Source organism: Chitinophaga deserti, from assembly GCF_003149455.1.
GTDB classification, from domain to species: domain Bacteria; phylum Bacteroidota; class Bacteroidia; order Chitinophagales; family Chitinophagaceae; genus Chitinophaga; species Chitinophaga deserti.
Window position 1 is genome coordinate 17,176 of sequence record NZ_QFFK01000006.1, and the last position, 15,493, is coordinate 32,668.

The 15,493-nt window shown below is 51.4% G+C and carries 7 protein-coding genes; 5 read left to right on the forward strand and 2 right to left on the reverse strand.

Features of this window, described 5'->3' with window-relative positions:
• Positions 1 to 11 precede the first annotated feature (11 nt).
• Entirely contained in the window at positions 12 to 1,559 is a 1,548-nt protein-coding gene (locus DEV76_RS14570; RefSeq protein ID WP_109698661.1) for a hypothetical protein, read from the reverse strand.
• Between the two features lie 235 nt (positions 1,560 to 1,794).
• On the reverse strand, positions 1,795 to 2,328 hold the full coding sequence (locus DEV76_RS14575; RefSeq protein WP_109698662.1) for a DUF3592 domain-containing protein: 534 nt from the start codon (positions 2,326 to 2,328) through the stop codon (positions 1,795 to 1,797).
• 284 nt (positions 2,329 to 2,612) lie between these two features.
• On the opposite strand from DEV76_RS14575, the gene DEV76_RS14580 reads away from it, so the two are divergent.
• The 5 genes from DEV76_RS14580 (at position 2,613) to DEV76_RS14600 (ending at position 15,472) form a co-directional block, all read left to right on the forward strand.
• Positions 2,613 to 3,302: a hypothetical protein gene (locus DEV76_RS14580; protein WP_109698663.1), complete on the forward strand. Its 690-nt coding sequence runs from the start codon at positions 2,613 to 2,615 to the stop codon at positions 3,300 to 3,302.
• 178 nt (positions 3,303 to 3,480) lie between these two features.
• Complete coding sequence (locus DEV76_RS14585; RefSeq protein ID WP_109698664.1) at positions 3,481 to 7,575, forward strand: hybrid sensor histidine kinase/response regulator transcription factor; 4,095 nt, start codon at positions 3,481 to 3,483, stop codon at positions 7,573 to 7,575.
• 154 nt (positions 7,576 to 7,729) lie between these two features.
• Entirely contained in the window at positions 7,730 to 10,624 is a 2,895-nt protein-coding gene (locus tag DEV76_RS14590) for a TIM-barrel domain-containing protein (RefSeq protein WP_109698665.1), read from the forward strand.
• 101 nt (positions 10,625 to 10,725) lie between these two features.
• A complete protein-coding gene (locus DEV76_RS14595; protein ID WP_157962901.1) occupies positions 10,726 to 13,869 on the forward strand; it encodes a SusC/RagA family TonB-linked outer membrane protein in 3,144 nt (1,047 codons plus the stop codon).
• A gap of 25 nt (positions 13,870 to 13,894) precedes the next feature.
• Positions 13,895 to 15,472: a RagB/SusD family nutrient uptake outer membrane protein gene (locus tag DEV76_RS14600; RefSeq protein ID WP_109698667.1), complete on the forward strand. Its 1,578-nt coding sequence runs from the start codon at positions 13,895 to 13,897 to the stop codon at positions 15,470 to 15,472.
• Positions 15,473 to 15,493 lie beyond the last annotated feature (21 nt).

Consider the following 15,493-nt stretch of genomic DNA (forward strand, 5'->3'; position numbering starts at 1 on the left):
TTTCATGCCGGTTATTTACCCGTCAGTTTCACCAATGCCGGCGCAAAATCTACCGCCATAAAGAACCGCAGATCGTTGGAAGGCAGTTTATCATCCGTCTGGTTGATTTTGTAATACTCCAATCCTGTTTTGAACATGTCGAAGAAAGTAAGCCTGCCCTGCATGCCTATCATATTGGGCGACTGTGCGCTGAAGGGGTCCTGTTTACCGTAATTGAAGGTGAAGTCCACACCGGTTTTCAGCGGCTGCGGGAAGCCCTCTGCGGCGTATTTATGCATGAAGGAGAGATTGGTCCGGAAGTCGGCCGCACCGGGTTGTCCGCCGCCGGGTAACAAATAGCCACCGGCAGCGCCGAATTTGAAATCGTATTTATTAGAATCGAGGATGTTGAAATTGACGCCGGCGTTGAGTCTTCCGCGCCAGGGTGTTTCCGCTTCGGGCCGGTAATTGGCTTCCCCGGAAAGATTCAACTGTGACAGCTTTCCAAAATTACGCATGTTGAAGCCTGCCCGGCCGTATCCTTCGAGGAGCTGGTCGCCATTAAAACGGCCGCCGCCTTCGAGGAGACCGTACAAACCTTTATCGCCACCATAAGCGCCCAGCAGGAACTTATGCTGCTCTTTAGGCTCCGGCTTACCTTCAATAGGCGAGGAGTGGGAGTATTGGAAGTAGGGGAAGAACTCTGGGCCTTTGTATTTAGGCAAATCCTTTTCGTTAGTGGGGTATTTGCCAAGTGCGGAGGCCAGGTTGAAGCCAAGGCCAAGACTGAGCTTTTTCTCTTCCGCTTTTTCGTCTGTTCCGGAATACTTCAGTTCGAAGGCTTTGGGTGGCGTGTAGAAGGGCGCCCGCCAGCGGTCGTCCGGTATATTATCGAGTACGAAAGGCCTTGCGAATCCTGTGGGTGGAGCAGTCCATTTTTTAGTGGCAGGGCCCAGCAGGGAGGTGAAGTTAAGTTCGCTGCCCATGAGAGCGTTGAGTCCTACAAGGCCGCTTTGCAGTAAGGCACCTGAAATGAGGAACACACCGAGGTTGCGTTTGGCATATACAGGGATCTTTTCACCGAGGTACTTTTCCATGTCCATGTGCAGGGCAATAGATGCCAGGTTGATCCATGTGCCGGAAACACCGGTAAGTTGTTCGGCCATTTCGAGGCCTTTGGAGAAGTCTACTTTGTCTTTATAAGGTGAGCCGGCCTGTAGCTGGATAGCATAGAAGATATTCCAGAGCGACATGATTTCCTTACTGATAAGCTCCTGCCCGAACTTGGGATCGAAGAGTGTGGTGCCGCCATTCTTTTTGGCAGACTGATAAGACTGCTGCCATCTTTTAGGCCAGTTAATGATCAGGTCATCGAAAAGCTGACAGAAAACTTCCATAGATCCAAATGAGATGGGAACATCGTCTTCCTTCTCTTTCTTTGGAGCATCAGGAGCATCCTGTTTCTGGATGGAGGGAGGGGCGGGAGTAAAAAAAGGAGGTGTTGATTCGGGCTTGTTTCCGAAGAAAGGTTTGGCACTTTTCGGGGAGGCCTGGCCCGGTGCATGTGTTGGGGTAGCCATTGGATGACGGGTTTTTGGGGTGGATATGAAGTTACGGAATTTTGGAGTATGCAACTCCCGTCACAAACGCTACTGTTGTTTTATGAACCGGTGCCCGTTTTTCCGCAACCATCTCCTTACGCCCAGAACTATCATCAATATCAGCATAGCGCTACTTGTTTTGATGCAAACTGCCCCGATTCCGTTAGATGCACCTGAAATTTCCCACGGACCGTTGTGTAAAACCCTCCAGCCGTCATCTGCGGCCCTCCACCCGGAAGACCTCCGGATGTTCCGCTGAATAAGATATCTGTAAATTATCACCGGGGTTATAGTGCCGGGAGCTTTTAAAAGTCTCCTCCATTTCCCGGGTGCCCGCCCGGTAGCGGATGTTGGTTTCATAGAAGTATTGTTGCCGCTTTGCTTCCATTTTTACATTCAGTACTGTGGCAGTAACTGCTACTAATGGCCCCTGTAGCCAGGATGCTGCCAGCCTGTCGGAAGCAGTATCCGCCCACCAGGCATTGCCGCTGATGAGTAAAGCTATGGCTACCAGCACTAACATCCTCCGCCCGCGGAGCCAGTTACGGCGGTCTGGCTGGTAACGTGATGCGTCCGCTTTCCAGATGGAACCAAAGCATAGCATGCCCAGCATGAGCCAGCCACCCGCTATCAGCAGGAGGGCTGATATATCATATGCGAGGCTTTGACGGTAGCCGCAGAGGTACCATATCAGGGAACCAGCAGCAATCAGCAGGAGGGCAATGGCGAGGCGGGTATTTCTTTTCATATGTATTGCACAGGGTAAACAAACATGAGCATGGAACGAAGTTTTTAGGTTCGTTAAATACTACAACCGCTGCCGGGAATTGTTTAGTTGACGGAGTTTGCCGCACGTATTTCCACGTATTTTCCAGAAAAAGTACAATTCGCTGAGGATCAGGTATTATTTTTGCCTCTTCGGGTCAGTTTTATGACCATTGTCAAAGACAGCATATTACGATTTTTAAGCAGCATAAACGGAAACACGGCATAACCATGTCTGATTATTCTATCATCTAAAACCATTTCATTATGAAGCAAAGGCGTACCCTTGCGTTGTTAACCGCTGCCTGCCTGGCGGCATTTACTTTTATTTCCTGCAGCAAATCCGATAAGAAGGATGATGAACCCGGCACTCCGAAGGAAGAAGCCGGTAAGATCCCCGGATTGGGCACAGCAGCAGGCACTCCCCAGGGCACAGCCCTCACATTACCTGCCGGTATTACTTTCTCCGGCGATCCTATCAAAGGTGCGGTTTGTGATACTTCGTATGAAGTAGGCAGTGGCGGCCTGGTAGAGGTATGTGTGGCTTTCGTCAACAACAATACCCAGGATGTTACACTTACCCTGCCCGCAGGCCTGATCGTTATTTCTGATAATGCGGAATATCAACACGGCTTCCTCATTCAAACATCCACGGTCTTGCTGAAAGCAAAGAAAAAGACGCGTGTGGGTGTTAATTTCTATTGTGTAAACAGTTCCAGGTTACCCAGCTCCGGCTCAGTAACATATAAAATTGGCCCGGTTTCCAGCAGCACCCTTTTGGGAGAACTGTGCAACCTGTTGAAGAACAAACGCACCGCCCGCAGCGAGTACACGGATTTCGATCAGTACTTCATGACAGCAAACAGCATTCAGACTTTGATCTGGAGCATCACCGACGGTGACGGGCTTGAACGTACCACTCTGGCCGAAACGCTGGGCCGTATTCCCAACAGATAGCCAATTTAACTAACATAGAAAATCCCGGTGCTGCTGCTGCACCGGGATTTTTTTATGGCAGGGTATTCAGGCTAAAATGAAGGTGCTTTGGAATAGCAGGTAATGTCTGCGTTGAAAATTGTATTATCTTTTACCTGTCCGGCCCCTGCCGGTAAGTGAACAGTTAAATAGTAATTCCATGTTAAGGCTCCTTTTTCTGGCCTTCTTTATATGCTGCAGTCTCGTATTACAGGCCCGGCAAACGTTGTGGCAGTTTGATCTGCTCGACAGCCGCAACGGGCTTTCCAGCAATCAGATCAATTCCATCGTGAAAGGGCCCGATGGTTTCCTGTGGATCGGTACCATTGCGGGGCTCAACCGTTACGATGGTCATACCTTTCGCATTTTCCGTCATATAGCAGGCGATTCTGCTACCCTCAACGACGATTTCATTAACCAGGCTGTACCCGGTCCGCATAATACCCTCTGGGTGCAAACCCCTAATGGCTGGAACCGTTATGATCCCCGCACGGAAACATTTACAGCCCGCATCCGTCCACATCTGGCAGCCATGGGAGTACCCGACGATAATTTTACCATTCTCATGCGCGATGGTGCAGGCCGGTTCTGGTTTACCGTTCCGGGTAAAGGATTATTCGGATATGATCCTGTAAAGCGTCAGCCACTTCGCGCTTTGCCACTGTTTTCCTCCAATGTGGCAGGTACCGCCCCGGGGCCTGATGGAACAGTGTGGGTCATCTATGCAGAAGGCATCATCGATCAGTTCGACCCTGCCACCAGCCGCCGCTTACACCGTACTGATGACCTCCGTAAACTGGATGCACTACCCAATCCGGCATACCGCCTCTTTACCGATAGTGACGGGGATGTGTGGATATACGCTTACGGCACATCAAGAGGAGCAGCCTGCTACCGCCCGGCTTCCGGAACGCTCACGCCGGTTCGTAAAAGCGGCGGGGAAGGTAAGCTCAATACCGATATCGTGAATGGCATAACGCAGGACGAAAAAGGGCTTATCTGGATCGCTACCGACCATGGCGGCGTTAATGTGCTCGATAAAAGTGACTTTACGGTACGGTATATCGTCAACAACGAACAGGATGACAGAAGCATCAGCCAGAACAGTATCAATACTATTTATAAAGACGATCAGGGTATCATATGGCTGGGCACTTTCAAGAAAGGCCTGAACCGCTATCATTCCGCAAACCCCAGGTTCCCGGTTTACCAGCACCGCCCCAACGTGGCGGGTTCGCTGCCTTACAATGATGTGAACCGCTTTGTGGAAGACAAAAAAGGTAACCTCTGGATAGGTACCAATGGCGGCGGTTTGTTGTACTATGACCGGTCCACCGGGAAGTATACCCAATATCTTCATCAATCCAATGCAAACAGTATTTCCAGCAATGTAATCGTGAGCCTGCTGATAGACCGGGAAGGTAAATTATGGATCGGCACCTATTTCGGCGGACTCGACTGCTTCGATGGTAAACGGTTCACCAATTACCGGCATAATGATGCAGACCCCAACAGTCTGGCAGACGACAGGGTGTGGGAGATTTATGAAGACAGTAAGGGCCGTTTATGGATCGGAACGCTCAGTCAGGGACTCATCCAGTTTGACCGGAAAACAGGGGAGTTCAGGAAATTCAAGCCGCAGGGCTCACGGTCCGATTACATAGCCGCGATCCTTGAAGACCGTTCAGGTGATCTCTGGATCGGTACTTCTTACGGCATCGATGTGCTGGACCACCGCACAGGCCTCTTCCGGCACTACGAGCACCGGGAGCAGGACGGCAGCAGCCTCAGCCATAATAACGTCACCGCTTTCTGCCAGGACTCCCGCGGACTGATATGGATCGCCACACACGATGGCCTTAACCGGTGGGATCCTTCACGTAACGCATTCATTCGGTATGGCCGCGAACAGGGTCTGCCGGACAATACCATCCTCACGCTGCTGGAAGATGACGACCGCCATCTATGGCTCAGCACGCCTAATGGTTTGTGCCGTGCTACGGTGCTTTCCGATGGCGATTCCCTCCGCTTGCAAACACGCAATTTTGATGAGGCAGACGGTCTGCAGGGCCGCCAGTTCAATGAGAACGCAGCCCTGAAAACCACTGCCGGAGAACTGGTGTTTGGCGGGGCTAACGGATTCAATATCTTTCAGACTACCTCATTGCGGAACCGTTTGGCCGCCCCGCAGGTAGTGTTCACAGATCTTCAGCTTTTTAACCAGCCGGTACGCGCCGGAAAGGAATACAATGGGCGGATCGTATTGCCCGAGTCGGTTTCATCGGCTAAGGAACTTACTTTCCGGTATAATCAAAATGTATTTACCGTAGAGTTTGCGGCACTGGAGTTCCTCAATCCGCATAAGATCCGGTATGCATACCAGTTACAGGGTTTCAGTGATGAATGGCTGTATACGGACAGTCACAACCGTAAAGCTACTTTCACGAACCTCAATCCCGGACAGTACACCCTGCTGGTGAAAGCTGCCGGGGAAGACGGGCAGTGGGCCGCCACTCCGCTTGCACTGAGTATCCGTATTCTGCCACCCTGGTGGCTTACGAAGGTAGCATGGGTAGGCTATGTATTGTTGCTTATTGCAGCATTGCTGCTGGCAAGGCATCTGGTACTCCGCCGTGCAAGAGGGCGCTTCAGGCTGGAGCGGGAGCGGCAGGAAGCACAGCGCCTCCATGAGCTGGATATGATGAAGATCCGTTTCTTTACCAATGTAAGTCATGAATTCCGTACACCGTTATCACTTATTATTTCACCCGTAGAAAAAATGGTGCGGGAATCTGAACAGCCCGAGGAGAAAAGACAATTCCAGCTTATTCACCGGAATGCACGCCGGTTACTGAATATGGTAAACCAGCTGCTCGATTTCCGGAAGCTGGAAGAGCATGAGCTGCGGCTCGTTAAAACACCGGGCGATATCATCGGGTTTGTAAAGGAAGTCTCGTTTTCATTTTCAGATATGGCGGAGAATAAGGGGATTGGCTTCGCCTTCCATGCCGACCGCGAGCGGCTGTTCACCGCTTTCGACCACGATAAGCTTGAGCGGGTATTGTTTAATCTGTTATCGAACGCCTTTAAGTTTACCCCGGCAGGCGGCCGCGTTGCGGTAACCGTTACCATGGATGGCCCGCCGGCAGCAGGTGCGCTGCAGATACGGATTAGTGATACAGGCATAGGCATAGCCCCGGAAAAACAGGAGAAGATATTTGAACGCTTCTTCCAGGCAGCAGTACCGGGGTCTATGGTGAACCAGGGCAGCGGGATAGGTTTGTCGATCACGAAAGAGTTTATCCGCCTGCATGGTGGTACGATAACGGTGGAAAGCCGGGAGCAGGAGGGCAGCACATTCATGGTTACCCTTCCGGTGGCTGTGGTAAGTGAAGATGTGGAGCCGGTAATTCTACAGCATACGGAGCTTGAACCGGAAGCAACTGAAGAAGCTGAGGCGCAGGCAGCAAAGCTCCCTATGAAAGGGAAGCGTAAAACTATTCTGGTAGTTGAGGATAACGAAGATTTCCGCTTTTATATAAAGGACAATCTGAAGGCTTATTATGAGGTGCTCGAAGCCGGAGATGGTAAATCAGGCTGGCAAAAGGCATTAGCCCATCACCCCGACCTCATCGTGTCAGACATCAGTATGCCGGAAATGAACGGCATTGATCTGTGCCGTAAGATCCGGGACGACCGGCGCACCGCATCTATCCCCGTTATTCTCCTCACCGCCCTCACAGGGGAAGAGCAGCAGCTGACAGGCCTTCAGACAGGGGCAAGCGATTACATGACCAAGCCCTTCAACGTAGAGATCCTCCTTTCCCGTATCCGCAATCTGCTGGATCAGCAGGAAACCATCCGTAAAACATATCAGAAACAGGTACAGGTAGTAGCTTCCGAACCGGCGCCATTGCCCGCAGCCGACGATGATTTTGTCCGCCGTGCCCTCGAATATGTGGAACGCAACCTTTCCGATCCCGGGCTTTCTGTGGAAGGACTGAGCCGTGAAATGCTCCTGAGCCGGGCAGCCCTGTACAAGAAATTGTTCAACCTTACCGGCCAGACACCGGCAGAGTTCATCCGGCATATTCGTTTGCAGAGAGCCAAACAACTGCTTGAAAGGGGCACCACCACGGTTGCCGAAGTGGCATACCAGGTGGGATTCAATAACCCTAAAAACTTCGCGAAAGTATTTAAGGAAACCTACGGCGATGTACCCAGTACTTACCTGAAAAACCGTTCGGGCGAATAATTCATAATTGAAAATCAATTTGTTAATATGCCGGGTTGACATTTGCCTACCCTTTTATAGACATTCCTGTACCCTCCATTTTATGCGGCAACCGTAGCTTCGGGGCAACCGATTTACCAACGGAGTATTCCACGCACCCAGAGAAACGATCACTATGGAGGGATTCATTATTACACGTTACAGGAGAACTGTCAGCTTATTTATTGCATGTATTTTATGGTTCGGAGCCGCAAGGGCAGGAGGGGAGGAAAAGACATTCGTCCGCACCCGCGATGGCGTGATCCTTTATCCTGACGCCCGAATCTCGGGCGGGGTAAAAGCCGTGCGCCTGCAGGTGGTACGGGGCAACATCATCCGTGTGTCCGCATCGCCGTACAAAACATTTCCGGAACCGAAGACACTGATGACCCGTTTTACACCGCAGGCCGTACAATGGAGCCTCGATGAGAAAGGGGAAGCCCTGGTGCTGAAAGCCCCCGGTATTACGGCCCGGATTAATAAGAGTACCGGCTCGGTGGCATTCACTGACCCGGCCGGTAAGCCGCTGATAGCAGAGCGTAACTGGAATGGCCGCCAGGTAGCACCGGTTGTTTATGAAGGACAACCATCGTGGAGCATCCGCCAAACATTTGAGTCTGGCCCCGACGATGGCTTTTTCGGACTGGGGCAGCACCAGGAGAGTATCTATAATTATAAAGGACAGCAGGTTTTCCTTTGGCAGAACAACACCGAAGTGGCAGTGCCTTTCCTGTTGGGCAGCCGGAATTATGGGGTGCTTTGGGATAATTACAGTTATACCCTTGCCGGGGATGCCCGAGAAATGATGCCCATATCCCGCCTGCGCCTTTTCGATAAGAAAGGTAAGGAAGGCTGGCTGACTGCTTCCTACGCAAATAACTCCCGGCAGCCGGAAACAGTTGCTTTTACCCGGGCAGAATCCGAAATAGACTATGCCTGGCTCGACGATACCAAGAAGAACATACCGGAAGGTTTCCCTTTACAGGACGGTGCCATTACCTGGGAGGGAGCTATTGCCTCCGGGTTTACCGGCGATCACACCTTTCGGGTGGTGTATGGCGGATATGTGAAGATCTGGCTCGACGGAAAGCTCATAATTGACAACTGGCGCCAGTCCTGGAACCAGGGCTCCGCCTCCTTAAAACTGCCGCTGGAAAAAGACCGTAAGCACTCCCTGAAAATACAATGGATACCCGATGGCGGTGCCTCCTATCTCACCGTGAAATGGCTGAACCCCGTACCCGCAGAAGACCGCGATGCTTTTACTTTTGCTTCTCAGGCAGGGAAGCAGCTGGACTACTATTGCATAGCAGGTAAAAATGCCGATGAGGTGATTGCAGGTTACCGCACACTCACAGGCAAAGCTCCTGTAATGCCCCGTTGGGCGATGGGCTTCTGGCAAAGCCGCGAACGTTATAAAACGCAGGAAGATATCCTCAATACCACTGCGGAATTCCGTAAGCGGGGCATCCCGCTCGATAATGTGGTGCAGGACTGGAGCTACTGGAAAGAAAATGACTGGGGCAGCCAGGACTTCGACGAAGCACGTTTCCCCGATGCCAATGGAATGATCCGCGACCTGCATGGCAAATACAACACCCGGTTTATGATCTCAGTATGGCCCAAAGTGTATGAAGGGATTGATGTTTACCAGCAATTCGAAGGCAGGGGATGGTTATACCCGCGCAACATCGCCGACCGCCAGCGCGACTGGATAGGGAAGGGGTACATCTCCACTTTTTATGATGCATTTAATGATAAGGCACGCCGCGGGTTCTGGGACCTGCTGAATAAGAAACTCTATTCCCGCGGGGTAGATGCCTGGTGGATGGATGCCAGTGAACCCGATATTCTTTCTAACGTATCCCCCGAAAAAAGACTGGCGCAGATGACGCCATTGTCTGCCGGACTGGCGGCGGAATATCTCAACGCATACCCTCTTGAAAATGCACGGGGCATATATGAAGGGCAGCGCTCTGCAGATTCCATGAAGCGTGTGTTTTTACTGACGCGCTCCGGCTTTGCAGGATCGCAGCGGTATGCAGCAGCCATATGGAGCGGAGATATCGGATCGCGGTGGGAAGACATGAAGGCACAGATTATGGCGGGCGTTAATTTCTCCATGTCGGGCCTGCCATACTGGACAATGGATATCGGAGGGTTTGCCGTAGAGAAACGTTATGAACAGGGCCTGCCATCAGATTCTGCAGAATGGCGCGAGTTACAGACGCGGTGGTTCCAGTTCGGGGCATTTGTTCCATTGTTCCGCTCCCACGGCCAGTTCCCTTTCCGGGAAATATTCCATGTGTCGGAAGAAGGAAGCCCGGCATATGAAAGCATGCTCTATTACAATAAACTCCGCTATCGCCTGATGCCATACATCTACTCTTTGGCAGGGATGACTTATCATAACGACTATACGATCATGCGCGGACTGATCATGGATTTCCCGCAGGATAAGCTGTCGCGCGAAATTGGTGATCAGTATATGTTCGGTCCATCACTTCTTATCAGCCCTGTTTATACATTCGGTGCCCGTACCCGGGAACTGTATCTGCCGGGCGGGCAGGGGTGGTATGACCTGAACAATGGTACATGGCAGGCAGGAGGGAAGCACATCCGTGTGGAGGCTCCTTATGAGCGGATGCCCGTGTATGTGCGCGAAGGTTCCATTCTCCCCGCAGGCCCTGCACTGCAGTACACTGCCGAGAAACCGGCCGATACCATAACGCTGTTTGTATACACCGGCCGTGATGCATCTTTTAACCTCTATGAAGATGAAGATACCACCTACGGATATGAAAAAGGCCGGTTCAGTAACATCCCTGTCCGGTATAATGACAGTAAGGGCGAGCTTACAATTGGCGCGCGTAAAGGAAGCTTTCCCGGTATGCTGGAACAACGGGTTTTCAGAGTAGTCTGGATAGGAAAAAATACCCCCCGTTCCTTTGATCCTGCCGCTACAGCAGATACGGAAATGCGTTATCACGGAAAGGAAATCAGTATCAGCAGATTAACTCAACCAAAATAAAAAGTCAGCTTATGACACATGTAGTTTCACCGCTAAACACCACGTAGCCATTATTTGAACAGACTGATCATCATTCCACAATTCCATTTAAAATGAAAAACATGCAACAAAAAATACCCTTGAAAGCAAGGCAATCCGTGTTCCGGAAAGCCGTCGTACTTCCAATATTCTTCTGTATGTGCCTGCTGAGCGGATTGGCTGCCATGGCACAGGTAAAAGTCACCGGCCGTGTCACGGACGAAAGCGGTAAGCCGCTGGCTGCCGCCTCCGTTCAGGAAGCAGGTACCACCAACGGTGTGTTTTCAGACGGGCAGGGCAACTTCACTATCACTGTAGGCTCAAACGCAAAGCTCAATATATCTTACGTAGGGTTCAACTCACAATCGGTCCCCGTTGGTGATCAGCACCATCTGAATGTAATCCTGAAAGTAAATCAGGATCTGAGTGAGGTGGTAGTGATCGGATATGGCACAGCGCGTAAGAAAGATGTGACCGGTGCTATCAATACTATTTCCAGCAAGGATTTTGGTAACAACTCTGCCACTACACCCAGCCAGCTCCTCGCAGGAAAGGCCACGGGTGTACAGGTGGTAAACACCAGCGGCACCCCGGGCAGCGGTGCCAACATCGTCATCCGTGGGGTTGGTTCTTTTACCAACGTAAGCCCTTTATATGTGATCGATGGCATCCAGGGCGACGCAGGACTTTTCAATGCCATTAACCCCCAGGATATCGAAAGCATCACCATCCTGAAAGATGCAGCTTCCACAGCCATTTACGGTGCTGCGGCAGCCAATGGCGTAGTGCTTGTAACTACTAAGAAAGCTAAAAGCGGTGCGCCGAGGGTTACATTCACCACGCAGTGGGGCTTTGCTAAAAGAGGTAAAAAACTCGATGTACTCAATGCACAGCAATACCACGAGCTGGCAAAGGATTACGCCGCGGCACAAAGCGCCACGCTTCCTTCTAAATTCAATAGTCCGGATATCGATGTTACACGTACCGACTGGCAGGATGCCATCTTCCGTACCGGTATGCTGTCTAACAACGCCGTGAGCGTAAATGGCGGAACGGATCATGTGCTGTATAATTTCTCCGCAGGATACATCAACCAGGAATCAGTAGTGCAGAACTACCGTTACCGCGCTGCCAACTTCCGTATCGGGCTGGAAGAAAGGATCGGTATTTTCCGCTTCGGACAATCCCTCAACGCACAGTTCCTCAAAAACACAGGCAACTCCGCCGACCTAACGGCTGCACTCTATATGCCTCCGTATTTCGATATTTACGACCCCTCCAGGCTGGGAGGCTACACGGCAGCCACGAACGTGAAAGACCTGAGCAATGCCGGTAATCCGCTGGCGCCGGTCTTTACAAAAGAATCCGTTAACCGCAACTACCTGCTCTATCCGCAGTTCTTCGGAGAAATCAGGCCCATTAAATCACTGCGGGTTCGTTCGCAGATCGCATTGTCTTACGGCGGTAACAACACCAGCGACTACCAGCTGCCTTTCATTGACGGGAACGATCTCTCTACCGGCCGTTCCGCTACAGAATCACATTCCAGCTTTAACTGGTACCTGTTGGAAAACTATGCTACCTGGAACCAGGGCTTTGGAAAACATAATGTGGAAGTAACGGTAGGTAACTCTTACAAAGACCGTGGCCGCAGTTCTTTCCTGCGAGCACAGGGCACCGGCATTGCCAATGACCAGGTGCGTAATATTTCCGTTGCGCTTACCAATACAGTGACCGGTGCAAACGCGGGATATGGTAACAACAACGTGGGCATCTCCTATTTCGGGCGCCTCGTGTATAATTTCAACGACCGCTATATCCTCACTGCCTCCATCCGCAGGGATGGTTCATCGGTATTCGGCCCGGCGAATAAGTTCGGTAATTTCCCCGGCATAGGTTTGGCGTGGAACGTATCCAACGAAGAGTTCATGAAACAGGCGGCTTTCATCTCCGACCTGAAAGTACGCGTGAGCTGGGGCAAAACGGGTAATAACAACATCGGCGCTTTCCAGACTTCGCCGCTTACTTACAGTGGCAGCCCTACCGGCAACCTGATTTACAGCTTCGGTCCGGGTGAAGGCTGGTTTTCCGGCACCACCGTTAATTCCATCCCTAATCCCAACCTGAAATGGGAAGAAACGGTGCAGACCAATGCAGGCTTCGATCTCAGCATGTTCAATAATACCCTTGGCGTTACGTTCGACTGGTACAAACGAAAGAACAATGACCTGCTGGTGAACGTACCAATTCCTAATTCAACAGGTGCCGGTGGTGTTACCGGGAGCCCTACATTGGCGAGCAACGCGGCCTCTGCACAGAATACCGGTGTGGAAGCAGCCATTAATTACCGGAATAAAACCGCAGGCGGATTCACCTACAGCATCGGCGTAAACGGAGGTTACAACAAAAATATCGTGCATTCACTGGGCAATGAATTTGCTGCACCTATCCGTGATGGTGCTTTCAACCAGAACAGCGCCGCTACCTACACCGCAAAAGGCTACCCCATTGGTTCGTTCTACGGCAGACTGGTAGATCATGTGGCGGTTAATCAGGCAGACATAGACCGGTATAATGAGATTGCCCGTAAAGCAACCAACGACCCCGCGGCGGTATTCCAGGCGGGCCTCAAACCGGGTGATTTCATTTTCAGGGACATCAATGGCAACGGCATCATCGATGATAACGATATGACCGTGCTGGGCAATCCCATTCCCAAATTCGTGTATGGTGCAACGGTGAGCCTGGGCTACGGGAATTTCGACTTCAATGCAGCTGTAGCCGGTGTGTCTGGCGTAACGCTGTATAAAGAACAGAATTATGTGCTGCTGGGTACTGCTGCGCTGCATAACGTGAGTACTGAAATGCTGCAACGCTGGAGGAAGGATGGTGATGTAGCCCAATATCCCCGTGCGGGCCAGAACCAGAGCGCCAATCTTCAACCTTCGGATTTTTATACTGAAAAAGGCGATTACATGCGTGTACGGATGCTCACACTGGGATACACTTTCCCCCGCAGCTTCCTGAACAGCTTCAGTAAAGGTGTGGTTAGCAGCCTGCGGCTCTATGTTTCGGGAGAAAACCTCATCACGCTCACATCCTACAGCGGGTATGATCCCGAGATCAGCACACCGGCAGGCTCCAACTTTATTTTCGCCCGGGGTATAGACCGTGGCCAGCTGGGCCAGCCCAAAACCGTATTGTTCGGATTACAGGTAGGACTTTAATTCCATCACCAGAAACATTTGAATCATGAAAAGAAGTTTTTCCATCATACTGGCCGTGCTGCTGCTCACAGGATTCGGGTGCAGCAAATCGAAGCTGGATGTTGAAAATCCCGGCGCCTACGGCTATGACAACTATTTCACCGGAGCGGCTCAGCTGAACGAAGCCGTGATTGCTACCTACGCCGTACTGCTGCATAATGGTATGTGGTCGCGCGAATACTATTTCATTTTCGATCTGATGGGTAATGATGCGAAGAGAGATGCTCCCCTTCAGGGAGATATCAGACCCCTGTCAGATTTCACTTTCACGCCATCCAACAGTATCTTAACCAGCTTATGGGCATCCATGTACCGCCTCGTACTGCGTGCCAATGTGGTGATCGACCGTGCTACCGTTTGGCAGCCGGCTACTCCTGCAGATCAGGCATTGCAGAAGCAATACATCGCTGAAGCGAAGTTCCTGCGGGCATATGCCAATATGCACCTGGTAATGCTGTGGGGCCGCGCGCCGCTCCGTACAAGCTATTCGGAGGCAATGAGCAACCTCTATCCCAAACGTAATACTGCTGCAGAGCTGTGGACTGCCGTGGAGAACGATCTCAAGGCTGCAGTGACTGATCTGCCATATCCGAAAGATCAGGCGTCCAATGATCTGGGCCGCGTAAACAAAGGAGCTGCCAGTGCGCTGCTGGGTAAAGTATACCTGTTCCAGAAGAAATGGGCAGAAGCCCGAGCCGCACTGCAACCGCTTACACAGGCGCCTTACACGTATCAGCTGAGCACCAGTTACGACGATCTGTTCACACAGAACAACCAGTCTAACCCTGAGATATTATTCCAGGTGATGCACGCGAAATGGACTGACTGGGGGATTGGTAACCAGTACTACGTTTTCGGCGGACAGGAAACATGGGGTAACAAGGCCACACATAGCGACCGGGCACAGGAATATGGATTCAACGACTGGCGCAACGTATTTGTATCCGACGCATTGGTGAATGCGTTCCGTTATACGAACGAAGCCGGTAACGCCTATGTGGATCCCCGCGCTAAATCGGTATTCTATGGTAATGCTGCCAGTGGCGGTAAAACCGATTACTGTAACCAGTGCCCCGAAGGCACGCAGGTATATCCATTTGCAGAAAGCCAGGGCGGATACCGCTGGAGGAAATATCAGTATTACGAAGAAGTGAAGAGCTATGGCGGTCCTGCCAGCGGCATTAACTCCCTTGTGATCCGTTATGCGGATGTACTGCTGATGCTTGCGGAAACTTATATTCAGGAAGATAATGCGGAAGCAGGAAGACCATTCATCAACCAGGTACGCCAGCGCGTTGCTGCATTCCAGTATACTACACTGGGAGCAAAGGCTAATGCTATGAACATTCTCATGCGGGAGCGCCGTATTGAGTTGTCTGGTGAGCAGAGCCGCTATTTCGACCTGCTACGCTGGGGCCTGTTGAAGCAGGTGCTCAATGCAGAACTGAAAGCGCAATATGGCGCTGAAACTTTCCTTGACAGAAATGTACTGCTGCCCATCCCGCAGCAGGAGAAAGATACGAACCCCAATGTGGCGAGTGATATCGCTAACAGCTGGAACTAGGTGTTAGCGTGTAATTGGTGC

Coding starts and splice junctions, on each gene's coding strand:
- DEV76_RS14585 (WP_109698664.1), top strand. CDS start 3,481: ATGTTAAGGCTCCTTTTTCTGGCCTTCTTTATATGCTGCAGTCTCGTA.
- DEV76_RS14570 (WP_109698661.1), bottom strand. CDS start 1,559: ATGGCTACCCCAACACATGCACCGGGCCAGGCCTCCCCGAAAAGTGCC.
- DEV76_RS14590 (WP_109698665.1), top strand. CDS start 7,730: ATGGAGGGATTCATTATTACACGTTACAGGAGAACTGTCAGCTTATTT.
- DEV76_RS14595 (WP_157962901.1), top strand. CDS start 10,726: ATGCAACAAAAAATACCCTTGAAAGCAAGGCAATCCGTGTTCCGGAAA.
- DEV76_RS14575 (WP_109698662.1), bottom strand. CDS start 2,328: ATGAAAAGAAATACCCGCCTCGCCATTGCCCTCCTGCTGATTGCTGCT.
- DEV76_RS14580 (WP_109698663.1), top strand. CDS start 2,613: ATGAAGCAAAGGCGTACCCTTGCGTTGTTAACCGCTGCCTGCCTGGCG.
- DEV76_RS14600 (WP_109698667.1), top strand. CDS start 13,895: ATGAAAAGAAGTTTTTCCATCATACTGGCCGTGCTGCTGCTCACAGGA.